This window comes from Saccharopolyspora aridisoli (assembly GCF_004348445.1).
GTDB lineage: Bacteria > Actinomycetota > Actinomycetes > Mycobacteriales > Pseudonocardiaceae > Saccharopolyspora > Saccharopolyspora aridisoli.
In genome coordinates this window covers 1-23263 of record NZ_SMKV01000007.1, presented here as the reverse complement: position 1 = coordinate 23263, position 23263 = coordinate 1, and the positions used below count along the sequence as shown (strand labels likewise).

Genomic DNA, 23263 nt, shown 5'->3' with positions numbered 1-23263 from the left:
TCGATGTCCACGAGGTTTCTCAGAGCAACGGATCCACTGCCGCACTGCCGATTCCGGGTGCGCGGTGCCGGGCGCCGAAGCCCCTCCGTCGATCATCCTCTGTGGACTGGTAGCGGTTGTGCCCGGCCTCATCGCCGGTGTCTTGATCGGCGTGCTTCGAATGGCTGCGGCGGTCGCCGTAGCCCGGCTCACCACGACCGGCATTGTGATCATCGCCATACCCGATGGCGGCGATACCCTCGCTGACCTGCTGCTTCGCCTCGTCGGTGCGGCCGGCGTTGTAGGCCATGAGCGCGTCGGCGAGCAGGTCCGCCAGGCTCGCGTCCGGGCTCGGCTCCGGCGGTGCGGGATCGGGCTCCGGGGCCCTGGACCGGGAGCTGTAGTCGGCGCCCGCCGCCGTCGTCGTCGACGACGGCGCGGAAGCCGGAGGCTCGGGTTCCGCATTGATCTGCTCCGGGCGGAACACGGCGAGCGGATCGGGATCGGCGTGCCGGGCGCGACGCCGGGAGGGCTGGTGATCAGCGGGCAGCTGGAGCTCGGCGCGGATCTCGGCCAGCGACTTGCCCCGGGACCGGCGCCCGCCCTGCGGCACGTCGTCAACGACCCGCTCCGGGACCTCCTCCGGAGACTCCTGGGCCGGAAAGCCGTGCGGCGGCGTCGCGGGCTTGGGTCCGCGGGTGTGCTCGCGGCGGTCGTGGGCCTCGGTGATGCGGCGCAGGCTGTCGACCGCCGCCGCCAGCGGATCACCGCTCCAGCGCTGCGAGGGGTCGTCGTCGCCGTAGTGGTCCTCGTAGCCACCGGACTCGTGGTCGGCGTCGAACTCGTGGGCTTCGGCGTAGCCGGCGGTGGTGCGGGAGTGCTCGGACTCGCTGGAAGGCCACCAGGAGCCGTTGGAGCTCTGCGATGCCGGTCCGCCCAGGCCGGAGCCGAACATCTCGCTCGGCGACACCGCGTCGAACGCCACCCGCGGCTCGGGCATGATCCGCTGCTCAGCGGCGGTGGCGGGCTCGGCGTCCTCGGCCTCCTTGGCCCCGCGGCTGGTCAGCGCCTCCAGCAGCAGCCGAGCCGAGTCTGGGGCTCCGGCGTAACCGCCGCGCTTGGGCGCCGACGGTTCGGCAACGACAGGTTCGGGCCGGAGCGGTTCGGAGGCGGTCTCGTCATGGCTGGTCACGGCGGGTTCAGGAGGAGCCGGCTCGGGTTCAGGGACGACGGGCTCGGCGACGACGGGTGCAACCGGTGCGGCCGCGACGGGATCGGGCACCGCCGCGGCGACGTGTGTCCGCCGACCGCTCGGCGCATCGGTCTCCGGCGGATACGCGCTGAGCAAGCTGACCCGCGCGTTGTGCACGGCCGCCCGCCACCGCCGGTCGGCGGAATAAGCACCGCGCAGCGCCTGCAACGCCTCGGCGACCTCCTCCACGCTCTCGTGCGCGCGGGAGAGCGCGTTGAGCGCCTCGGCGAGCAAACCGTCCAGCTTGTGCCGCTTGGAGATCGCGGCGGTCTCGGCCAGCACCCGCAGGGCGGCCTCGTGATCCCCGGTGGGCAGGTGCACGCGGGTGGCCAGGGCCAGCCCGAGCCACCCGGTGGGTCCGGCGGCGGCCGCGCGCACGGGTTCGGCGAGCACGGCCTGGCTGGTCTCGACGGCTTCGACGCGATGGCCCTGGTCGAGCAGGGCGTGCACGCGTTCCAGCAGCAACCGGGTCTGGATCTCGCCGGCTTCGGCCTCCGGGTCGCTGAGCCGCCGCAGCAGCTCCATCCCCGCGTCGGTGGCCGCGACGGCGTCGCCGAACTCGCCGAGCCTGCGGCAGTGCGCGGCGCGGACCACCCACACCCGCGCTTTGAGCACGCGGGTGAGGTCCTCGTCGGCGTCGCAGCTGGCGTAGAGGCGCTCGGCCTCGTCAAGGGCCTGGCTGCGCTCGTCGAGATCTTGATGGGCGGGCAGCGCCGAGGCCAGTGCCAGCAGGGCGTGCGCCCGGACAGCGGGTTCGACCCGTTCGTGCGCCAACTCGCGGCGCAGGATGCGGACGGCCACCTCGTGGCTGCCCGCGCTGACCGCGCACCAGCCGAGCTCGATGCGCAGCCGGGTCAGGACGTCACCGCCCGACGCCTCGGCGTCGCGGATGGCGGCGAGTGCCCGGCCGGTGGCCGGGACACCGCGTCCCAGCCGGTTGGCCGCGAACAGGGCCAGCGCCTCGGCGCGCAACCGCGCGCCCTGGTCGCCGGTGCGCCTGGCGAACGTGACCGCTCCGTCGCTGAGCACCAATGCCAGTTCCGGGACTCTCCACCGCATCTGCCACGCGGTTTCGAGCAACCCCTCCACCGAGCTGGGCTCTGCCACAGCGGCCACGCTCGCCAAGGCGCCTCCGTTCAGCCGCGGGTCAACTTGCGATGGGTAACGCGGTGCGGCCGGGCTGCGTCGGCGCCCAGCCGCTCGATCTTGTTCTGCTCGTACCCCTCGAAGTTACCTTCGAACCAGAACCACTTGGCCGGGTTCTCGTCATCTCCCTCCCACGCGAGGATGTGCGTGGCGACGCGGTCCAGGAACCAGCGATCGTGGGAGATGACCACAGCGCAGCCGGGGAACTGCTCGAGCGCGTTCTCCAGCGAACCCAGGGTTTCGACGTCCAAGTCGTTCGTCGGCTCGTCCAGCAGGATCAGGTTGCCGCCGGCCTTGAGCGTCAGGGCGAGGTTCAGCCGGTTGCGCTCACCACCGGAGAGCACACCCGCGGGCTTCTGCTGGTCCGGGCCCTTGAAGCCGAACGCGCTGACGTAGGCGCGCGAGGGCATCTCGACCTGGCCGACCTGGATGTAGTCCAGCCCGTCGGACACGACCTCCCACACGTTCTTGTCGGGGTCGATGTGCGCGCGGTTCTGGTCCACGTAGGAGAGCTTGACGGTGTCGCCGACCTTGACCGTGCCGCTGTCGGGCTCTTCGAGCCCCACGATGGTCTTGAACAGCGTGGTCTTGCCGACACCGTTCGGGCCGATGACGCCGACGATGCCGTTGCGCGGCAGGCTGAACGACAGGTCGTCGATCAGCAGCTCGTCGAAGCCCTTCTTGAGGTGTTCGACCTCGACCACCGTGTTGCCCAGGCGCGGGCCCGGCGGGATCTGGATCTCCTCGAAGTCGAGCTTGCGGGTCTTCTCCGCCTCGTTGGCCATCTCCTCGTAGCGCGAGAGGCGGGCGCGCGACTTGGTCTGCTTGGCCTTGGCGTTGGAGCGGACCCACTCCAGCTCGTCCTTGAGGCGCTTCTGCAGTTTGGCGTCCCGCTTGCCCTGGACCGCGAGGCGTTCCTGCTTCTTCTCCAGGTAGGTGGAGTAGTTGCCCTCGTAGGGGTAGGTGCGACCGCGGTCGAGCTCCAGGATCCAGCCGGCGACGTTGTCCAGGAAGTACCTGTCGTGCGTCACGGCGAGGACTGCGCCCGCGTAGTTGGCCAGGAACTGCTCCAACCAGAGCACGCTCTCGGCGTCGAGGTGGTTCGTGGGCTCGTCGAGCAGCAACAGGTCGGGCTTGCTCAGCAGCAGCTTGCACAGGGCGACTCGCCGTCGCTCACCACCGGAGAGGTGCGTCACCTCGGCGTCCGGCGGCGGGCAGCGCAGGGCGTCCATCGCCTGCTCCAGCTGGGAGTCCAGTTCCCACGCGTCGGCGTGGTCCAGGTCCTCCTGGAGCTTGCCCATCTCCTCCATCAACTCGTCGGAGTAGTCGGTCGCGAGCTGCTCGGCGATCTCGTTGAAGCGGTTGAGCTTCACCTTGATCTCGCCGACGCCCTCCTCGACGTTGCCGAGGACCGTCTTCTCCTCGTTCAACGGGGGTTCCTGCTGCATGATGCCCACGGTGTAACCCGGCGACAGGAACGCTTCACCGTTGTTCGGCTGGTCGAGTCCCGCCATGATGCGCAGCACGGTCGACTTGCCAGCCCCGTTCGGCCCGACGACGCCGATCTTGGCGCCCGGGTAGAACTGGATGGTCGCGTTGTCGAGGATGACCTTGTCACCATGCGTCTTGCGCACGTTTTTCATGGTGTAGATGAACTCGGCCATGCCTTGGATCGTAGTTGCGTCCCACCCGGCACCGCGCATGTGGGCCCCCGGAACCCGAACGGGCGATGGCCGGGTGTTCAGCCGCGCGGCGAGTCCTGATCGGCCAGGCGTTTGAGCATCTCGTTGTAGGCGGTGAGATCGGCATCACCGTCCTTGTCGGCCTTGCGATCGATCCGCCGCGCCTGCCGGTCGTCCGCTCGGGACCACTGGATCAGCAGCGACAGCATCACCACGACCAGCGGCACCTCACCGGACGCCCACGCCAGGCCGCCGCCGAGCCGCTGGTCGGCGAGCAGGTCGACCAGCCACGGCAGGTCGAGGCTGCGGTAGAAGTCACCGCCGATGGGCTTGGCGGACATCATCAGCGCGATGCCGAAGAAGGCGTGGAAGGGCATCGAGGCGAAGACCATGCCGACCTTGCCGATGGGCGGCAGCTGGCGCGGCGACGGGTCGATGCCGATGACCGGCCAGTAGAAGACGTAGCCGACCAGCAGGAAGTGCGCGTTCATCGCCAGGTGCGCCCAGTGCTGGCTCAACGCCAGGTCGAACAGACCGGTGAAGTACAGCGCGTAGAACGAGCCCACGAACAGCACGAGCGCGACGATCGGGTGGGTGAGCGCGCGGGTCAGCGGTGAGTTGACGAACGCCACCAGCCACTCGCGGGGCCCGGCGGGCATCCCCTTCCCGGCGGGCTTGAGCACGCGCAGCGCCAGCGAGGTCGGTCCGCCCAGCACGAGGAAGACAGGGGCGAGCATGGACAGCAGCATGTGCTGCCCCATGTGCACGCTGAACACGGCGGGCGCGTAGCGGCCGACACCGGCGGAGGTTGCGACGAGGATCGTCAGGCAGCCGCACAGCCAGGCGATCGTGCGGCCGACGGGCCACTCGTCGCCCCGGGCCTTGAGCCGCAGCACTCCCCACAGGTAGAGGCCGGCCAAGACCAGCGCCAGCGTGCCGTAGACGAGGTCGAAGCGGAAGTCGAACAGCAGCCGCAGGGTGTCCGGCGGCGCGTCGAGCGCATAGCCGATGATCAGCTCGGTGCGGCTGGGCACGGTGGTGTAGCCGCCGGGCGGCGGGGTGCGGCCGAGCGCGACCGCGACGCCGAGCGTGGCGAACATGATCAGCACCTCGACGGCGCCGAGCCGCAGCAACCCGGAAGAACCCTCTTCCAGCCGGGCGACGACCTTGTTGCGCTGCACGTATCCGAACGCGCCGAGCACCAGCAGGCCGGCGACCTTGAGCAGCACGAGCAGGCCGTAGGTGGAGCCGAACAGCTGCTCCGGCGCGACCCGCACCAGCGCGTTGATCACCCCGGACAGTGCCATGGCGATCCAGCTGACCAGGGCGATCACCGAGAACCGGCGGGCGACCAGCGGGAGGTGCGCCCCGCCTCGGGCTGCGTGGGCGATCAGGGCGATCAGCCCGCCCACCCACAGCACGGCTCCGACCAGGTGGAACAGCAGGCTGTTGGTGGCGATGTCGTGCGCCCCGCCGCTGGCGGAGTGGCCGGTGGCGATGACCGGCAGCAGCCCGGCCAGGCCGAGCGCGAAGGTCACCACGGTCCAGCCCCACGACAGCACGATCCGGCACGCCAGCGCGACGAGGAACGCGATCACCGCGGTCAGCGCCCAGGCCTTGGCCTCCTCGAGCGCGTCGATCAGGCCGAGCAGGACGTCGGCGCTGAGCACCTCGTCCACCGGGCGCCCGGTGGCGTCCGCGCAGATGAACGGCACCATCAGGGCGGCACCGACGAACCACGCCGAAGCGGCCCAGCCCGCCGTGCGCACCGCCGCGTAGCCGTCGGCGAGCAGTGCGCCGGCGCGGTTGGCGGGGATGCCGAAGGACGCCAGCAGCAGCGAACCGATGGCCACCACGGACCCGGTCTCGGCGATGACCCGCACCACCGGCAGCCCGTACTGGGTCACGGGGCCCGGGTCGGGCAACCCGAGCAGGGCGTAGTTGGCTCCGGCGGACAGCGTGGTCAGGGCGGCGGCGATCAACGCCGCGAGCACCCCGGCGGTGAAGACCAGGACGCCGACCGTGCCGGAAGCACTGCGCCTGGATCTCGGTTCGGCGACGGACTCTGATGGCACACACCGAGCGTAACGGCCTTCGTGTCGGCTTCACCGGTCAGGAGGGCGCACCTGGGCGTGGTCTCGCGCACTCGGCGCCGCTACGGTTACCACGTGCCGAATGTCCGTCACCGCCTACCGCGGGTGCTCGCGCTGTGCGTCCTGATCGGCGGATCGGCGTTGAGCGGCTGTTCGACCGCCGTGGTGGGCAGCCCCATCCCCGCCGCGGGGTTCCAGGACCATCCCGAGACGCCGCGGACCCGGTCGGCGATCGCGCAACCACCCCGCATCCCGGCCCCGCGCGGCGAGGTGGACCCGTGCACCCTGCTCTCCCCCGACGACCTGGTCGCCGTCGGGGGCGTGGCGGGACCCCCGCACCCGGGCAACCCGGTGCGGGACGCGTGCGCGCACCTGCTCGGCGGCCACCCGGACAACACGGCGGCCGCCGGCTTCCACGACCCGTTCCCGTCGATCGCCCAGCGCCAGCCGCGCGGCGTCGAAGTGGACGTGCGGGGTTACTCCAGCTGGCTGTACTGCGAACCGGTGACGGGTTACCAAACGTGCACGGCCGCGACTGCGATCCGATCGGACAGATCACTGCTGACGATGCTGTCGCTCAAGGACGCCTCAGCAGCGGACACGGCCGACCGGCTCTTCGGCCTGACCACCGCGGCCCTGCGGAAACTGCCCCCGGCATAACCCGCATGCCGGTTGTCGAAGAGCTTGCCGTTAGGTACCGGCTCGGCAACGTTGCCGCGTAGGTTCCCACAAGCGATGCGGCCGACCGCTACCCTGCTTGCTGCACAACGTCGGGCATACCGCCCACCGAACGGCCCCCATAGCTCAGCCGGATAGAGCAAAGGACTTCTAATCCTTAGGTCGCAGGTTCGAGTCCTGCTGGGGGCGCAAACCCCCTGGTAAAGCAAGCGGGGGCTGATCTAGTTCAAGATCAACCCCCACTTTTTCCCCACAGTTGGATCAGCTCCCCGGATCGAGCTCGTCCAACGCTTCGGCCGCCGAGCCGCCTGTGGACTTGCGGTCCATCCAATGCAGACGTCCTGGGTCATGCTGACCTTCTCGTGACCCAGGTAGTCGGCGATCTCCCGAGCCGACTTGCCAGCGTTGTCCATCTCGGTCGCGACCAGGTGCCGGAAGGCGTGCGGGTGCAGCCCCTCCCACGAAGTGCCGACCACCGCGCTCCTGATGTCGGCTCGTGTGCTGTCTCGCCTGCGCCAACAAGCCGGGCAAGCGCGACCGGTTCACCCCGCACAAACCGCGATCATCGAGCACATGACCGACCTGCTCGGCGACGGATCTGCACTGACCTGGGTCAGGAGTCGGACCGACGGCGCATCTTCCTCAGCTGCAGAACTACGCCCAGAAGGTTGGATCACACCAGCCCTGATCACCCCTGGCGGCCAAAACCGCTGGCGCTACGACGACGTGTCGCCGAGTTGCGCAAGCTCGCCGAGGAGCGCCGCCAGGAATGGGACTGACCTACCGCACCAGCCCCGAACGGCACCAAACTTCATTGACGCTTTGGCACGGTGTTGACCACGAAAACACCTCCGCCACCGTTCCGCCCATCACCGACGGGAGGTGTGAGGTCTGCCGTGGGCGGGTACGCCGATGCGATGTTCGAGCGCTGACCAGGCTACCCACGTGATGGGAGAGGAGAAGCTTGCCATGACTCACCCTCGCGGTGCCGACGACGCCGACCACACGACCGAAGAAGCCACGACGAGCGCGGACCGGAGCTCCTGGACCACGGGCGCGCCGTCGGCTGTGACTCGGGCCAAGACCAGCCCCGTAGCGGTGTTCGCCCTGGTGTTCGGGCTCGCCGCGTTCATCTTCGCGCTGACCGGCGTGCTGTCACCGCTGGCGATCCTGTTCGCCATTGTCGGCATCGTGCTGGGCGTTATGGGCCGGAAGAAGGGCCTGCAGCCGCAGCTGACCGGCAAGGGCGTCGCGACCGGCGGACTTGTCCTTGCCGTTATTGCTCTGCTGCTGGGCATCATCGTCATCGTTGGCGCGGTGATGGGGCTGATCGGCCCGAGCCTGCTCGGTCCTGTGCAACAGCAGTTCAGCAACCTGATCGGCTAACTTTCCACCCGGCCAGAGTCCACTACCCGCACGGATCGATGAACGGGCCACTCGTAGTGCGGCAGGATGGTTTACCAGGTAGATCGACAAGTGGTATGTGGCACGCCCTTCGCATTCGGGTACCCCGTTCGCATGGGCAAGAGCAAGAAGGACTACGAGCGCGACTACACCGATCCGGAGCTTCGAGAGCGGTTGAAGGAGGGCTTGAAGGCTTCGGACAAGGGCGGGGCGGCCGGCCAGTGGTCGGCCCGCAAGAGCCAGCTGCTCGCGCAGGAGTACGAGAAGCATGGCGGCGGCTACCGGCATCCGCAGCAGCCAACCGCGGAGCAGGCGGACCTCGTGGAGTGGACCGAGCAGCGCTGGGTGACCGAGTCGGGCTCTGCCCGGGCCCGCCACGATGGTGAGACCGAGAGGTACTTGCCTGAGCGCGCTTGGGAGGAACTGTCGCCGCGCGAGCGGCGCGAGACCCAGCGGGCGAAGCGGACCGAATCGCGCCGGGGCAAGCAGCATGCGGCGAACCCGCCCGCGGCCAAATCCGCGCGCAAGTTCGCCGAACTCGACGCGCTCACCGCCCGGCAGGCGGCGAAACGCGCTCGCGATCTGACTCCACGTGAAGCCGAAGGAGCCCTGCGGTACGAGCGCGAGCACAAGGCCCGCAAGACGGTGCTGCAGCAGCTGGAAAAGGCGAGACACCGTTGACCTGCGCAGGAGGCGTGTCGCTGATGACCGAGGACGACCGAGATCTGATCGCCGACTTCGAGCGGCTGGTCAACATGACGCCGAAGGAACTCGAACGGTGGCTTGCCAGTGACGAGTCGAAGAATGCCGGGCAGTCCGACGAAGGAGGCGAGACCAAGGGCCACGAATCCGGCCGGCGCATCCTGGCGCTGCTGCGCAAGAACCGCTCCGAGTACAGCAACGACGACTTGGCCCACATGCGTCGGGTTCGCGGCTACGTCAAACGCCATCTCGCCCAGCGCCCGTCCGGGGACCCCGTTGATACGACTTGGCGCTACTCGCTCATGAACTGGGGCCACGACCCGACCCGATGAGCCTGCGTTGCCGCAGCTGAGCCCGATGGGCAGCCCGTTCGTCGTGGGTCTCGATGCCGGGACGAGTGCAGGACTTCGCCGGTGGGATCTCGAACGAGCCGATCCGGAAATCGCCGCCCGGTGCCGCGAGGGCATCAGCGCTCCGGAGCACCTGCACCAAGCGGTATACCTCTTGGTGTTTCTTGCCGAGACTGGTCGTCAGGAACTTCGCCTTCGCTCGGTCCGTGACACCGTTCATCGCTCCTCCCGCTGCTCGATCGTGAGCTTGGCCATGTGCTCCTTCGTCGGGTTCTCGGGTGCGGGCTTCGGTGCAGGGCCGTTCTGCCGTCCACTTCCAGCCGCGACGCCGCCCCAACAACTCGCCGCTGACCTTGCTCGCGTTGGCCGCGTTCTTGGTCAACAGTCCCGTCAGCTTGCTGACCAAGTCCATGTTCTTCGCCAGCGCATCCAAGGCGGTGCCGACGCCGAGGCAGCGAACACAGCGATCGAGGTGCCGAACGTGAAAGGCATCATGGCGTCCGCAGCGATCGCACCACCGATCACGCGCCCAGCGCTGGTGATGTCGCGGACCGCAGACCTGAACGCGGTCACGCAGGCGTTCGTGGTCCCACGATGTTCGACAGCCCCCTTTGAGCGCTCGAGCCCGGGACAGCCAGGATTCGACCGCGGCCACATGGTCGTCCACTGTGGAGCAAATCGCCCTCGCCCGCGTCGGGGTCCAGCTTCAGGTCCGGCTATTCCACGGCATCGCGCATGGCCGCCACGGATTTCGTTGATTCGGCGAGTGACTGCGACGCCTGCTCATCTGACTCGGCCCCCGCCACGCAGGGCAGGGGCCGAGCGAACTCACCCGTCCAGTCGGCCGGCCTTCACCGCGACGAGGAAGTCCGCGAACCGCTCCTTGGAGAAGGCTAATGCGGCCCGGTCAGGCGCCTTCGAGTCACGAAAACCGCTGACGTGCGGCAGGTTCTGCGCCAACTCGACGCACTGCCCCTGATCGGTGCTCCGACTCGACTTCCGCCACACGGCGCCCGCCAGCTCGTTCATGTTCGCGTCCTCCCCTTCGCAGGTGTGTCACAGGGACGACGCAAGGCTATCCATGAACTCCACGGATTCGGCAGGCGTGAGTGCTTCGGCACGCATCTGCTCGAAGACCTCGGTGTAGTGCTTGATGTCGTTCGGGCGCTCCAACCAGACACCACCGCGGAGGTTCTCGACGTACACGGCGTCCATGTCGTCGAACCCCTCGGGGAACCGGAGCATCGAGAACGGCGTCTGCAGACCGAGATGCGCTCCTGTTGCGAAGGGCATGACCTGGATCGTCATGTTCGGCTTCGCGGCCGTTGTGACGAGGTAGCGCAGTTGGTTCCGGAGAACCTCCTCGCCGCCGACTGCTCTCCGCAGCGCCGCCTCATCGAGCACGACGTGCAGCCGAGTCGGGTTCTTCTCGCAGTTGACCCGGTCCTGCCTTGCCTTGCGGAGGCCGATGGAGCGCTGAAGCGTCTGCTCGTCGACAGCTGACGCCCTGACCCCGAACATCGCCTGCGCGTACTCGGGTGTCTGCAGAAGTCCGTCCACGACGATCGGCGAGTAGTTCCACAGCTCGTCGGCGTCGGATTCCAGGCCGACGAACTTCTCGAACCACTCCGGCATGGTGTCGGAGTACATCGCCCACCAGCCGCGCTCGTTGGACTCCTCGGCCTGGCGGACGAGGTTGTCCGACAGCGGTGCCTCCACGCCGTAGAACTGGCAGAGCAGGCGCACGTTGCGCGGCAGGATGACCTGCTTGCCGCCTTCGATCCTGTTGATCGTGGTGACGGTCAGGCCCGCGTACTTGGAGGTCTCGGCGACCTTCTTGCCCGCCTGCTCGCGCAGTTGGCGGAGCTCCCGCCCGAGTTCGCGGCGTCGCAGGTTGGGGCCCGGCCCGTCCTCGTGCTCTTCGACCATCTCTCGCACTCCCTGGCTGCGCATCTGACTGCCGATCATCCTGCAACAAGAGTGCCCACATTGCGTTCACCCATATCGGTAATTGGCGCATGTGCACACATGCAATACATTCGCTCATGTGGAGCTGATCTTGTGGCCCACGCCGCTACCAGCAGAGATCACCTCAGATGGAGGCGTCGCACATGGGCGAACCGCGCTACCGGCCGCACCCGTTCAGCTGGGTCCCCGGGGACGGCCGGCGACACGCGATAGGCGAAGCGCGGCCTCCCGGCGGCTGGCCGGACGAAGCCGAGATCACCGCCCTCTGCGGCGACGACATCCACGCGAACGACTCGACCTTCGCCTGGTTCTGGCCGACCTGCCCCGACTGCAACGTCGCGGCCCACCGCCTCGCCGACGTCCCGATGCCGGGGAACTCGGAACGCTCCTGATCCCGGGAAGACCAGGCTCGACGTCGAGGCCCCCCGACACGACGCCGAGCCCGCCGGACCGGGCGGTGCGCCACCTCCCCGCGCACCGCCCGGTCCTCTCCCCGCCGGTTGTCGGGGGCCGGGGTAACACTGACTTCGATCGGACCACAGCGGCTGGATCGAGGGGGAGCAGCGATGCCGACGGAGACCACCGAAATCGCTGATGGCGTGCACCGGATTTCGACCTACGTGGAGCCGCCCGGCCTGGTGTTCAACCAGTTCCTGCTGAACGCGGACGAACCACTGCTGTTCCACACCGGGATGCGCGGCTTGTTCCCCGAGGTGTCGGCCGCGGTGCAGCGCATCGTGCCGCTGTCCCGGCTGCGGTGGGTGGCCTCCGGCCACCTGGAGGCCGACGAGTGCGGATCGATGAACGAGTGGCTGCACGCCGCCCCCTCGTCGCAGATCGCGCACGGGGTCCTCGGCTGCCGACTGTCGATCAACGACATGGCCGACCGACCGCCGCGGCAGCTCTCGCACGACGAGGTGGTGGACCTCGGCGGCAAACGCGTCCGGCGCATCGAGACACCGCACGTCCCGCACGGGTGGGACGCCGGCCTGCTGTTCGAGGAGGTGACCGGGACGCTGTTCTGCGGCGATCTGTTCACCGCGCTCGGCCGCACCTCCGCGCTCACCGAGGCCGACATCGTCGGCCCGGCGCTGAGCGCGGAGGACAACTTCGGCGCCACCTGCCTCACCCCCTCCACCGCACCGACCATCCGCTCCCTCGCGGACCTGCACCCCACCACGCTCGGCCTGATGCACGGACCCGCCCACACCGGCGACTGCGGACGAGCGCTCAACGACCTCGCCGACGCCTTCGACGAACGCCTCAGAACCGCAGGCGTGCGCATGGCCGAACCACGCCTGCCCGGCGAGTGACGTCGGCGCACCCCGCTGACGCCGCGGACCCTCCCCGCCAGGTGACCGAGCCCTGTCGTGCCGGTCGCGCGGACTCGGGGAAACTGGGGTGATGACTCAGGAGTCGCCCGCGTTGCAGGATGCTCGGCAGATCGCCGAGGACGTGTTCTTCCCCGCCGCGCTGGAGGTCGACGCCGCCGAGCGGGTCCCCGACAGCCACCTGGACCTGCTCGCCGAGCGCGGCTTCTACGGACTCGCGGCATCTCAGGAGCTGGCCACGCTCGACGTCGGCGACCTCGCGTCGGCGCTGCGGCTCATCGAAGTTCTCGCGAGCGGCTGCCTGACCACGACGTTCGTGTGGATCCAGCACCACGGCGTGCTCAACGCCGCCGAGAACACCAAGAACCGCAACCTGCGGGACAACTACCTGTCCGACCTGCTCGCGGGCAAGCGCCGGGGCGGGATCGCGCTGGCGTCGGCGCTGCGGACGGGCCCGGCGCCGCTGCGAGCCTCGCCGGTCGTCGGCGGATACCTGCTGGAAGGCACCGCGCCCTGGTTCACCGGCTGGGGCATGGTCGACTCGCTGCTGGTCGCCGGCCGCAAACCCGAGGACACGCTGATCTTCGCGATGCTCGACGTCGCGGAGACCGACACGCTGCACGCCGAACCTCTCGACCTGATGGCGGTGCAGGCCAGCGGCACCGTGACGCTGCGGTTCAACAGGCACTTCGTGCCGCGCGACCGGATCGCCTCGACCGTGCCGCAAGCCGAGTTCCTCAAGGGAGATCCCAGTTCCGTGCGTCTCAACGGCGCCCTCGCGCTCGGCGTGGCCGGGCGCGCGATCTCGCTGCTCGGCGACGACGCGGGCGGGCTGCCCGGCGAGCTCGACGCCACGCGATCGAAGCTGGTCACGGCCGCCGCCGAGGAGCTCTCCGAGGTGCGGGCGCAGGCGTCAGAGCTCGCGATGCGGGCGGCCTCAGCCGCCGCCGTGCACCACGGCAGCCGATCGGTGCTACCGGGCAGTCACACGCAGCGGCTGGTCCGGGAGGCCACGTTCCTGCTGCTGTTCGGTTCGCGGCCGTCGATCAAGACGGCGCTGCTGAACCGGCTCACCGCTCCGCGAGAACCCGCTTGAGGATTTTGCCGGAGGCGTTGCGCGGGAGTGCACCGACGAACTCCACCGAGCGCGGCAGCTTGAAGTTCGCCAGCCGCTGCTTGCAGAAGGCCAGCACCGATTCCTCGGTGAGTGAATCGTCACCGACCACGTACGCCTTGCCGACCTCGCCGAGGCGTTCGTGCGGCACCCCGATCACCGCCACGTCCCGCACCCCCTCCAGGTAGGCCAAGGCCTGTTCCACCTCGGCGGGGTAGACGTTGAAACCGCCGCAGACGTACATGTCCTTGAGCCGATCGGTGATCCGCAGGTAGCCGCGTTCGTCCAGCACCCCGATGTCACCGGTGTGCAGCCTGCCGTCGTGGTCGATGGCGTGCGCCGTGGCGCTCGGGTCGTCGAGGTAGCCGCGCATCACGTTCGGGCCGCGCAGCACCACCTCTCCCGCCTGCCCCGGGGCCATGTCGTTGCCGTCGGCGTCGACCACCGCCACCTCGAAATCGGCGGCGGCACGACCGCAGGTGTGAGCGACGGTTCCCGCGTCGTCCCCCGGACGGCACATGGTGGCCACGACCGCCTCGGTCAGCCCGTAGGCGGTGAGCACCGTGTCGAAGCCCAGGTCGGACCGCATGCGCTCGACCAGCGCGACCGGGACCGTCGCGGCACCGGTGACCGCCAAGCGCAGTCCCGGCAACCGTCGGCCGCCGCGTTCCGGCGCGTGCAGCAAGGTCTGGAAGACCGTGGGGGCGGCGGCCAGGATCGAGATCCGCTCGGTGTCGATGACCTCGAGCATCGAGGCCGCGTCGAAGATCGCCTGCGGGACCATCGTCGTGCCCGTCAGCAGGGACACCAGGATTCCGGCCTTGTAGCCGAAGCTGTGCGAGAACGGGTTGACCAGCAGGTACCGGTCGCCCTTGCGGACGTTGCCGCACTCGGCCCAGGCCCTGGCGACGCCGAGCGTCTGGCGGTGCAACGACATCACGCCCTTGGCGCGACCGGTGGTTCCGGATGTGAACAGCACGTCGGCGAGATCGTCAGCGGAGACCGCGTGGGCGCGGCGCTCGACCTCCGATTCCGGCACCTTCGCGGCCAGTTCGCCGATCTCGTCCCACTCGTGCACGCCGGGTTCCGCCGGGGACGCGGCGCCGACCGGGACGCGCAGGACCGCCCGCAGCTCCGGCAATCCGGCGACCACCTCGCCGGGGCCCTCGCCGGCGGCCTCGTGGATGCCCGCGAGCCGGTCCACTCCCAGGAACTCGTCGGCCACCACCAGGGCACGAGCCTTGCTGCGGTGCAACAGGTCCGCCGATTCCACGCCCGTGAAGCGGGTGTTGACCGGCACCAGCGTCGCTCCCGCGCAGGAGGCGCCGAGGGCGGCCAGCACCCAGTGGTGGGTGTTCGGCGAGTTCAGGGCAACCCGGTCGCCTGGGCGAACGCCGACGGCGGCGAACATCCGCGCCAGTTCCCGGACTCGCTCGGCGAGCTGGCCGAAGGTCAGCCGGACCGGGCCGTCCACCAGCGCTTCCACCTCGCCGAAGCGTTCCGCCGCGTTCCGGACCGCAGCCGGAATCGACTGCACGCCCTGCGCACGAGCCATCTCGTCCTCCCGGGTCAGACACCGACGTCGCGAACCCGCGACGGAGCCTACCCAAGCAAGCACCCGCTTGGTAGCCCCTCAGCCCGCGGCGGTTCTGGCCCGAACCGGCCCGGGCGAACGGCAGTTCTGGACCAGAACTGCTCACCGGCAACGGACGTCGACGACATGACCACACCGGGCTCCGAGGCGGCCAGCCCAGCGAGCGCCCGCCGTTCGGAGCAGGCCGGGCACGGGGTGGTCACGAAGGGGCCACGGGTCAAGCGGAGGGTTTTCCTTCCGAATTCGCCGTGGCACGATCATCGCCAATGACCCGGACAGGGCGGTTGCGGGCATGCCTCACCAACTGGTTCCATCGCGGAACCCGTTGCTCGCAGGGGTATTTCACGCCCTGGTGCCTCGAGGAGTGACGATGAGCAGCGCCGCCATCGGTTCGGAGCAGATCCCGCCCACTCAGCCGCGAGAACTCCGGCGCGTGGTCACCTCCTCCGTCGTCGGCACCGCCCTGGAGTGGTACGACTTCTTCATCTACGGCTTCGCGGTCACGCTGGTGTTCAACAAGCTGTTCTTCCCCACCAGCGACCCCGCGGTCGGCACCATCGCCGGCTTCGCGACCTTCGGAGTCGGCTTCGCCATCCGGCCGCTGGGCGGTTTCCTGTTCGGGCACCTCGGCGACCGCGTCGGCCGCCGGGCGACGCTGGTGCTCACCACGCTCGTCATGGGCGTGTCGACCGGCCTCATCGGCCTGCTGCCGACCTACGAGACGATCGGGGTCTGGGCTCCGGTCCTGCTCACGCTGCTGCGGGTCCTCCAGGGCCTGGGCGCGGGCGCGGAGTTCGGCGGCGCCTCGACGCTGCTGTGCGAGCACGCCCCGCCCCACCGGCGCGGCTACCTCAGCTCCTACGCCCAGACCGGCGTGCAGATCGGGCTCTTGCTGGGAACCGTGTCGTTCCTGCTGGTGGAGAGCCTAGGCGACGAGGCCGTGCAGGCATGGGCGTGGCGAGTGCCGTTCCTGCTCAGCTTCGTGATGATCGCGCTCTCGCTGTACGTGCGGCTGCGGGTCGCCGAATCGCCGGTGTTCGAGCGCATGTCGGCCGATCGCCGCACCACCAAGCTGCCGGTGTTCGAGGCGATGCGCCGCTACCCGCGCAACTTCTTGATCGGCATCGGCGCGCACATCTGCGACACCGCCGTGGTCTACATCTACGCCACCTTCAGCGTCGCCTACGTCCAGGAGACCCTGGACCTGCCGCGCTGGGTCGGCCTCACCGGCGTGATCGCCTCGACGTTCGTGGTGATCGTGCTGCAACCGCTCTACGGCGCGCTGTCGGACCGGGTGGGCCGCAAACCGCTGAACCTGTTCAGCGTGATCTTCACCGGCCTGTTCGCGTTCCCGTTCTTCGCCCTGCTCGACACCCAGCAGCCCGCGCTGATCTGGATCGCGCTGGTGGTCGCCGCCGGACTGGGCCTAGCACCGATGATCGCGGTGCAGCCCGCGTTCTACGCCGAGCTCTTCGGCGCCCGCGTGCGCTACACCGGGTTCGCCTCGTCCCGCGAGATCGGCGCGGCGCTCGGCGGGTTCTCCCCGCTGGTCGCCTCCGCGCTGGTCCTCCAGGCCGGAGGAACCGGCTGGCTGGTGGCGGTGTGGATGGTCATCACCGCGCTCATCTCGCTGGTGGCGTTCGCGTTCTCCCGCGAGACCAAGAACCTGGACATCACGGCGCCGGAGACCCTCCAGCGGTGAGCGGTCAGCTCGCCACCGCGGCCTCGTCGCCTTCGAGCGCTTCGGCCAGCTCCTCGGCGAAGGACGGCACGGGCGAGAACTGCCACGTGGTGCCGGCCGGATCGCACAGCTCGCTGGCCAGTTCCTCGTAGATCGGCACGCTGTCCGCCGTCTCGGTCGACTGCTGCTCCCCCATTGCCGCATCCCCTCTTGATCGTCAGCGGGCGAGTGTCCTCGTCCCTACGATGACGTGCCGGTCTCGGCACCACCGGCCCGTCAGAGGTGTTACTCCGCTGTGGAGATCCACGCGGGTACCCAAACACAGCGCCGGGTCCCACTGACAAGCTCGGCGGCCACATTTAACCCGACCGGGTGAAGGGTGCGAACGCTGGCGTCGCCATCGATAACGTTGCCGCACGAGTTCACGGCGACGAAGCGTGACCGGACAGCGGCTGCGCGCGCCGACGAAGACGGACGGTCAGCGCTGCGACCAGGTCCCCCCGCGCTGGACGTGATCCCACTCGCGGGCCCACGCGTTCATGGCGATCCGGCGGGCGCCGGCCTGCACCGCGCCGATCAGGGCGAAGCTCCCGATCTCCAGGACGACCAGCAGGAGCAGGGCGGCGAACACGGCCGAAGCCCCGATCGAGCCCTCGTCGGGCGGCGGCGGAACGCGGTGACCCTGCTGGTCGACCCACACCTCGACCTTGTCCCCGACCTTCGCCGAGGACTGCACCTGCACGCGGGAACGCTGCTCGTGCAGACCCGCCCGCCACGCCACCTCCGCCGTGGAGCTGACCGCGTCCTGGGTGTAGACCTCGGAGGCCGGGATGCTCAGCGAGGGCGGGGCGGTGACCACCGCGGTCACCGGACGACTGGTGAGGGACGCCTGCTCGGCGCGTTCGGAGAGGTCCCGATGCGTGGATTCGGCGAACATGCCCGCCACCGGAACCGCGATCATCGCGACCATCAGCAGCATTAACGTGAGTCCGGCGGCGAGCCGGTCGATCGGCCGGCGCAACGGGTTCCGCCCGATGCCCAGCGCGTTGACCAGCCATGCCGCGTGCGCTTTGAGCGCCGCCCCCATGAGCGAACCTCCCGTGGAATCCATTGGCGCGGGCACACCGACGGTGATGCTGTGGTGGCCCTGCGCGATGACTACCCACGAGCAGTATCCCGCTCGGGACATCGATCGTTATCTTACCGTGACCGGTCATACACTATCGATGCACCGATTTGTCCAATATTCACCCTCGGTGTCACGCGTTCAGCCTTACGGCAATCCTTTCCAGTGAGCCTGCTGAACGGCTCCAGACACTCAGCGGCGTCGCTGCCACCACTTGCGAGGGGCGCGGTCGGGTTCCGCCGGAGTCTTGACGATCTCCTGCAACCACTCGTGCCAACCGGCGACGTGATCCGCGGCCGAGACGCGCAGCAGCTTGCTGATCCGCCGGTGATCGGCACGCCTGCCACCGCGCGCCCAGCGCTCCAGCTCTCGGTCGTAGGCCGTGCGCACGTCAGCGGTCGCGGTGTCCGACCAGGCCAGCACGAAGGCCAGCGCGACGGCGCGGTCCCGACGGGACTCCTCGGCCCGCTCGTCGTTCCACACCGAGGGCAGCTCGCGCATCAGCAGCCGCTGCAGGAGCTCACCAGCCGAAACGCTCGCGCGCACCGCCGCGCGGGGGTCGGCGGCCAGCAAGGCGGTCACCACCTCGGACAGCCGCGCGCGCAGCACCCGCTCGGAGACGTCCTCCAACGAGCCGACCTCACCGCCTCGGGAGAACGCGGCCACCCAGGAGCGAACCCGGCCGTCCTCGGACCACAGTTCGCGCTGGTCAGCGCACAAGTGGTGGCTCAGCACTCGCAGCAGGTCGAGGTGGCGTGCGGTCACCTTGGCCTTGCTCAGCACCGAGAACGCGCGCTGTGCGATCGACTCGGTGACGGCCGTGGCCGGCAGCGCGCCGATCAGCCGGTGCAGTTCGTCCACAGTGGGCGGTGCCGCGCTGAACAGCGCGGCCAGCACCGCCTCCGGCGTGTCCGGGAGATCGGGATCGCGCAGCCGGTCTGCGAACAGGTCCACGATCTCGCGGCGGGCGTCGCCCTGGGCGCGCACCGCCGCCGAGATGACCGCGGCGTCCAGCGGCTCGAACGGGTCGGTGGCGATGGGCCGCAGCAGCGGCCACCAGTGCTCGTTCACGGCGGAGAGGACGACGTCGGAGTGCTCGAGCCGCTCCCCGAGGACCTCCCGCAACAACGCGACGAGCTCGTCGCCGCAGGGCCACGCCGCCGGGTCCAGCGAGGCTTCGGGGTGCGAGGCCCACCAGCCCACGAACCGCTCGGCGGCGAAGCGGTCCGGCGGCAGGTCGACGCCGAACCGGGTGGCCGTGCGCAACAGCAGGTCGAGGCGTTCCGGGGCGATTTCCGCGGCGGCCGCCGCCAGCAGCGACCGGGCTTCCTCGGCCTCGTCCGCGCCCCACGGACGCGACGCCAGCGGCACCGGTTCGGGCACCTGCGCTCCGCTGACCAGGTCGGCGGTCTCGCAGCGCAGCAGGGCTATCCGAGCGCGACCGGCGTGCTCGGCGGCCAGCCCGGTGAGCACCTCGCGCGGCGGCTCGGCGGCCAGCACGGCAGACAGCACCGGCCCGCGCACGTCGGCGGGCGCAGAGTGCAGCCAAGCCGCGACCAGCGCGCAGTCCTCGGACGCCAGCGCCTCGCCGAGCACGATGACACCCGCGGCCAGCCGGTCGGCCGGGCCGGCGTGCGGCTCGCCCCGGGCGCGGGCGAACTCGTCGGCCAGCTCGACGACGTTGACCGCCTCGACCGAATCCGGCGTCAGGACGCGCGGCACCCAGCGCCTGGCCGGGGCCTCAGACGGTTCGCCGGTACTCGGTGGCTCCGGCGACTGCTCCGCCGGACTACCTCCGCTCATCGCACGCTCCCGCGCTTCGTCATCGATCAACACCGGAACACCCGGAAAGGTTATCCGCGCCACCCGACATCTCGTGAGTGAATGGGTATCTCAGGCCGAAGAAAGAGTCCTTCCAGCCGATCGGAGACGCATGATCATCGACGCCCTGGACCAGACTTGGCAAGTGTGGGCGCGACTAGGCGGAGAGCTGAGCGACGACGAGTGGAGCCGTCCCACGCGGCTGCCGAGCTGGACGGTCAAGGACGTCTACACCCATTGCAGCGCGTTCCCGTCGGCGACCCTGGCGGGTGTCGAGGCTCCCTCCCCCGACGCCCCGGTCAGCCACGACGACGCCGCCGATCTGCTGGCGTTCATGCAGCGCCCGGGAGGCGTGGCCGAGCAGAGCGCCGAACTGCTGAAGGAGTCGGCGACCACCCGGTCGCAGTCGATGTCCACCGACGAGCTGGTCTCCCAGTTCGCGACCGTCGCCCCGCAGTCCATCGACCGGCTCCGCGAGGCCGACCTGGAGCAGACCGTGCACTACGGCGGCTTCGCGGTGGTGCCCGCGCGCGAGGCCCTGCGGATCTTCGTGATGGAGGGAGTCGTGCACTACTTCGACATCGCCGCCGCCCTGGACCGCGAGCTGCCCGGTCCGATGGCCGGTGAGGCGTTGAGGGTGACGATCCGGCTGCTGGCCGAGACCGCCGATCCGGTCGCCCTCATCGACGCGGCGACCGGACGCGGCGACGCCCCGGTGTTCCCCGTGATGCGCTGAGTCAGCCGATCACGGGCGTCAGCGCCGCGTCGACCGCGATCGCCACGAACACCAGCGTCAGGTACGAGTTCGACAGGTGGAACAGCTTCATCGGGTTCAGCGCCAGGCCCTTGCGGGCGTTGTTGTGCAGGCGCTGCGCGACGACCAGGAAGACCACGCCCGAGATCCCGGCCAGCGCGATGTAGACCCAGCTGGTGATCGGGAACAGCAGCAGCGTGCAACCGACTGTCGCCCAGCTGTAGGCGAGGATGCGCGCCGAGACCTGCTTGGTGGTGGCCACCACCGGCAGCATCGGCACGCCCGCGCGGGCGTAGTCGTCCTTGTACTTCATCGCCAGCGACCAGAAGTGCGGCGGCGTCCACAGGAACACCACGCCGAACATCACGATCGCGGGCCACTCGACCTTGCCGGTCACCGCGGCCCAGCCGACCACGACGGGCATGCAACCAGCCGCGCCGCCCCACACGATGTTCTGCGAGGTGCGGCGCTTGAGCACCAGCGTGTAGACGAAGACGTAGAACAGGATCGCGGCCGTCGACAACGAGGCGGCCAGCAGGTTCGCCCCGAGCCACAGCACCAGGAACGACGCGACGCCCAGCACGATGCCGAAGATCAGCGCGCTGCGGCGCGGCACCTCGTAGCGCACCAGCGGGCGCTTCTTGGTGCGGTCCATGACGGCGTCGATGTCGGAGTCCGCGACGCAGTTGAGCGCGTTGGCGCTCCCGGCGGACATGGCGCCGCCGAGCAGCGTGACGACGACCAGCCACGGCGACGGGATGCCGCGCTGGGCGAGGAACATCGCGGGGATGGTCGTGACCAGCAGCAGCTCGATGACGCGCGGCTTGGTCAGCGCGAAGTACGCGCCGAGCACCGTGCGGCGGCGCACCGGCTTCTCCGGCGCGGGCTGCTCGGACCGGTTCACTGACTCGGGGATGGCTGTCATGAGGCGGTTGTTTCCTCCGCGGTCTGCGGCTGCACGATCGGCTTGCCCGCCAACCGCAGCTCGTGCCAGCGCACGACCTTGCGCTCGGCGAAGAACGCGCCGAACGGGATGGTCCCGGCCAGCAGCACCAGCAACATCCGGCCCACCGGGACCCGCAGCTGCGTCGTGGCAACGAGGGCGACCAGCAGGTAGACCATGTAGAGCCAGCCGTGCGCGATGCCGATCATGGTGACCCACGTCGTACCGGTCTGCTGCGTCGCCGAACCTTCGGGCCACATGCCGAGGAAGTGCCCGTACTTGAGCACCATGGCGGCGCACAAGAGGATCAGCAGCACGGCAGTGACGTACGCCATGATCCGGTAGAAGATCAGCACACCAGGCTTCACGCCAATCCCTCAATCCCGCGTCGTGCCCACACACCGGGCACCTAGCAACACCGGTGTCAATAGACCGTACGACACGCGCAACGCGCGCCCGCCCGCGACCTCGGCATAGAGTGGCCAGGCACACTCCCTCCCGACCGGAACCACCTCCGACCTGGGAATACCCGAATCAGATCATCCGGTAGGACTTCGCGATCAGCTCGAACGAGCGCAGCTTGGTCTCCGCGTCCGGGAGGTTGGCGGTGATCATGAGCTCGTCAGCGCCGGTGCGCTCGCGCAACTCCTCCAGCCCCGCCCGAACCGCGTCCGGGGTGCCGTGGACGGCGTCGGCCAACCAGTGGTCGACGAACGCCCGGTCGAGCTCGGTGTAGGGGTAGTCGCGCGCCTGCTGCCGGGTGGGCAGCTTGCCGGGCACGCCCTGGCGCAGCTTGAGCATGCTCAGCGCGATCGGCCGGACGATGTCCAGCGCCTCCTCCTCGGTGTCGGCGGCCACGGCCTGCACGCCGATCATCGAGTACGGCTCGTCGAGCACCTCGGACGGCTGGAAGGACTCGCGGTAGAGCTCCAGCGCGGGCAGCGTGTTCTGCGCGCTGAAGTGGTGGGCGAAGGCGAACGGCAGCCCCAGCGCCCCGGCCAGCTGCGCGCTGAACCCGCTGGAGCCAAGCAGCCACACCGGCGGCAGCGGGCCGTGCGGCACCGACTGCACCTCGGCGTAGGGGTGGTCCAGCGGGAAGTCGTCGTCGAGGAAGGCGATCAGCTCGCCGAGCTGCTGCGGGAAGTCCTCCGCCGACAGCGGCCCCTCGGTGCGCCGCAGCGCCCGCGCCGTGGCCTGGTCGGTGCCGGGCGCACGGCCGACGCCGAGGTCGATGCGGCCGGGGTGCAGCGCCTGCAGGGTCCCGAACTGCTCGGCGACCACCAGCGGCGCGTGGTTGGGCAGCATCACGCCGCCGGAGCCGAGCCGCAGGGTCCGCGTGTTCGCGGCCAGGTGCGCGATCACCACCGCGGGCGAGGAGCTGGCGATCCCGGGCATCCCGTGGTGCTCCGCCACCCACATCCGGTGGTAGCCGAGCTCCTCGACCCGCTTGGCAAGCTCCGTGGTCCCCGCCAAGGCGTCCGACGGCGAACCCTCGACTCCCACGGTCGCCAGATCCAGCACCGACAACGGCACCGAGGCCTCACCACGCACCAACCCCCGCACGGGGTCACCACCACTCACGACTCCACTCATCCCCACCTGCAACCACCCAACCCACAACGGTGCTGTCTCTTATAACCATCTC

At 69.5% G+C, this 23263-nt stretch carries 23 protein-coding genes and 1 tRNA gene; 10 read left to right on the top strand and 14 right to left on the bottom strand.

The genetic code is table 11. The features are described 5' to 3' along the window. Positions 1-19: 19 nt before the first annotated feature. The 3 genes from E1161_RS07360 to E1161_RS07350 form a co-directional block, all read right to left on the bottom strand. On the bottom strand, positions 20-2338 hold the full coding sequence (locus E1161_RS07360; protein ID WP_132620943.1) for an ATP-binding protein: 2319 nt from the start codon (positions 2336-2338) through the stop codon (positions 20-22). A gap of 29 nt (positions 2339-2367) precedes the next feature. Then, entirely contained in the window at positions 2368-4041 is a 1674-nt protein-coding gene (ettA, locus tag E1161_RS07355; RefSeq protein ID WP_132620941.1) for an energy-dependent translational throttle protein EttA, read from the bottom strand. Positions 4042-4118: 77 nt separating this feature from the next. Continuing rightward, entirely contained in the window at positions 4119-6134 is a 2016-nt protein-coding gene (locus tag E1161_RS07350; RefSeq protein ID WP_132620939.1) for a cytochrome c oxidase assembly protein, read from the bottom strand. Positions 6135-6227: 93 nt separating this feature from the next. Between E1161_RS07350 and E1161_RS07345 the strand changes: the two genes are divergently transcribed. After that, entirely contained in the window at positions 6228-6812 is a 585-nt protein-coding gene (locus E1161_RS07345; protein WP_235874858.1) for a DUF3558 domain-containing protein, read from the top strand. 133 nt (positions 6813-6945) lie between these two features. After that, a tRNA-Arg gene (locus tag E1161_RS07340) sits at positions 6946-7019 on the top strand. Between the two features lie 32 nt (positions 7020-7051). Here the strand turns inward: E1161_RS07340 and E1161_RS07335 are convergent. Beyond that, the gene (locus tag E1161_RS07335; protein WP_132621221.1) at positions 7052-7318 is read right to left on the bottom strand and encodes a tyrosine-type recombinase/integrase; all 267 of its coding nucleotides are present in this window, start codon (positions 7316-7318) and stop codon (positions 7052-7054) included. A gap of 457 nt (positions 7319-7775) precedes the next feature. Between E1161_RS07335 and E1161_RS07325 the strand changes: the two genes are divergently transcribed. The 3 genes from E1161_RS07325 to E1161_RS07315 all read left to right on the top strand — a co-directional run bounded on the left by E1161_RS07325 (position 7776) and on the right by E1161_RS07315 (position 9268). Further along, positions 7776-8216, top strand: a complete 441-nt coding sequence (locus tag E1161_RS07325) for a hypothetical protein (RefSeq protein ID WP_132620937.1) — start codon at positions 7776-7778, stop codon at positions 8214-8216. 132 nt (positions 8217-8348) lie between these two features. Beyond that, entirely contained in the window at positions 8349-8915 is a 567-nt protein-coding gene (locus E1161_RS07320) for a hypothetical protein (protein WP_132620935.1), read from the top strand. A gap of 23 nt (positions 8916-8938) precedes the next feature. Further along, positions 8939-9268 carry a DUF3140 domain-containing protein gene (locus tag E1161_RS07315; protein WP_132620933.1) on the top strand — a complete coding sequence of 110 codons (330 nt, stop codon included), beginning with the start codon at positions 8939-8941 and terminating at the stop codon, positions 9266-9268. Here the strand turns inward: E1161_RS07315 and E1161_RS07310 are convergent. From E1161_RS07310 to E1161_RS07300, 3 genes are all read right to left on the bottom strand, one after another. Then, positions 9237-9953 carry a hypothetical protein gene (locus E1161_RS07310; protein WP_165939718.1) on the bottom strand — a complete coding sequence of 239 codons (717 nt, stop codon included), beginning with the start codon at positions 9951-9953 and terminating at the stop codon, positions 9237-9239. The two genes, E1161_RS07315 and E1161_RS07310, sit on opposite strands and share 32 nt — an antisense overlap. A 161-nt stretch (positions 9954-10114) precedes the next feature. After that, positions 10115-10315 (bottom strand): DUF397 domain-containing protein, encoded by a 201-nt coding sequence (locus E1161_RS07305; protein ID WP_132620929.1) that lies wholly within the window; start codon positions 10313-10315, stop codon positions 10115-10117. Positions 10316-10342: 27 nt separating this feature from the next. Further along, on the bottom strand, positions 10343-11215 hold the full coding sequence (locus E1161_RS07300; protein ID WP_235874856.1) for a helix-turn-helix domain-containing protein: 873 nt from the start codon (positions 11213-11215) through the stop codon (positions 10343-10345). A 182-nt stretch (positions 11216-11397) separates the two neighbouring features. Between E1161_RS07300 and E1161_RS07295 the strand changes: the two genes are divergently transcribed. From E1161_RS07295 to E1161_RS07285, 3 genes are all read left to right on the top strand, one after another. Further along, entirely contained in the window at positions 11398-11646 is a 249-nt protein-coding gene (locus tag E1161_RS07295) for a zinc finger protein (protein ID WP_132620927.1), read from the top strand. A gap of 174 nt (positions 11647-11820) precedes the next feature. Then, the gene (locus E1161_RS07290; protein ID WP_132620925.1) at positions 11821-12567 is read left to right on the top strand and encodes an oxygen-binding di-iron domain-containing protein; all 747 of its coding nucleotides are present in this window, start codon (positions 11821-11823) and stop codon (positions 12565-12567) included. 91 nt (positions 12568-12658) lie between these two features. Further along, positions 12659-13681 (top strand): acyl-CoA dehydrogenase family protein, encoded by a 1023-nt coding sequence (locus E1161_RS07285; RefSeq protein ID WP_132620923.1) that lies wholly within the window; start codon positions 12659-12661, stop codon positions 13679-13681. On the opposite strand, the gene E1161_RS07280 is transcribed toward E1161_RS07285, so the two are convergent. Continuing rightward, positions 13656-15254, bottom strand: coding sequence for a FadD3 family acyl-CoA ligase (locus tag E1161_RS07280; RefSeq protein WP_132620921.1), 1599 nt, complete (start codon positions 15252-15254; stop codon positions 13656-13658). The genes E1161_RS07285 and E1161_RS07280 overlap by 26 nt on opposite strands. A 409-nt stretch (positions 15255-15663) precedes the next feature. Here E1161_RS07280 and E1161_RS07275 point away from each other — a divergent pair, with 409 nt between their 5' ends. Further along, entirely contained in the window at positions 15664-16995 is a 1332-nt protein-coding gene (locus tag E1161_RS07275) for an MFS transporter (RefSeq protein ID WP_132620919.1), read from the top strand. Between the two features lie 4 nt (positions 16996-16999). Here E1161_RS07275 and E1161_RS27055 read toward each other — a convergent pair whose 3' ends face one another. The 3 genes from E1161_RS27055 to E1161_RS07265 all read right to left on the bottom strand — a co-directional run bounded on the left by E1161_RS27055 (position 17000) and on the right by E1161_RS07265 (position 19903). Further along, positions 17000-17170, bottom strand: coding sequence for a hypothetical protein (locus E1161_RS27055; protein WP_165939717.1), 171 nt, complete (start codon positions 17168-17170; stop codon positions 17000-17002). 282 nt (positions 17171-17452) lie between these two features. Beyond that, positions 17453-18163 carry an Rv1733c family protein gene (locus E1161_RS07270; protein WP_132620917.1) on the bottom strand — a complete coding sequence of 237 codons (711 nt, stop codon included), beginning with the start codon at positions 18161-18163 and terminating at the stop codon, positions 17453-17455. Between the two features lie 129 nt (positions 18164-18292). Continuing rightward, complete coding sequence (locus E1161_RS07265) at positions 18293-19903, bottom strand: GTPase-associated protein 1-related protein (RefSeq protein WP_132620915.1); 1611 nt, start codon at positions 19901-19903, stop codon at positions 18293-18295. Between the two features lie 130 nt (positions 19904-20033). On the opposite strand from E1161_RS07265, the gene E1161_RS07260 reads away from it, so the two are divergent. Next, positions 20034-20657, top strand: a complete 624-nt coding sequence (locus tag E1161_RS07260; RefSeq protein WP_132620913.1) for a maleylpyruvate isomerase N-terminal domain-containing protein — start codon at positions 20034-20036, stop codon at positions 20655-20657. Between the two features lies 1 nt (position 20658). Here E1161_RS07260 and E1161_RS07255 read toward each other — a convergent pair whose 3' ends face one another. The 3 genes from E1161_RS07255 to E1161_RS07245 all read right to left on the bottom strand — a co-directional run bounded on the left by E1161_RS07255 (position 20659) and on the right by E1161_RS07245 (position 23211). Continuing rightward, on the bottom strand, positions 20659-21600 hold the full coding sequence (locus E1161_RS07255) for a heme o synthase (protein ID WP_132620911.1): 942 nt from the start codon (positions 21598-21600) through the stop codon (positions 20659-20661). Then, positions 21597-21986 (bottom strand): DUF3817 domain-containing protein, encoded by a 390-nt coding sequence (locus E1161_RS07250; RefSeq protein ID WP_132620909.1) that lies wholly within the window; start codon positions 21984-21986, stop codon positions 21597-21599. Before E1161_RS07250 ends, E1161_RS07255 begins: the two co-directional genes overlap by 4 nt. 166 nt (positions 21987-22152) lie before the next feature. Next, complete coding sequence (locus E1161_RS07245; protein ID WP_132620907.1) at positions 22153-23211, bottom strand: LLM class flavin-dependent oxidoreductase; 1059 nt, start codon at positions 23209-23211, stop codon at positions 22153-22155. Between the last annotated feature and the right edge of the window lie 52 nt (positions 23212-23263).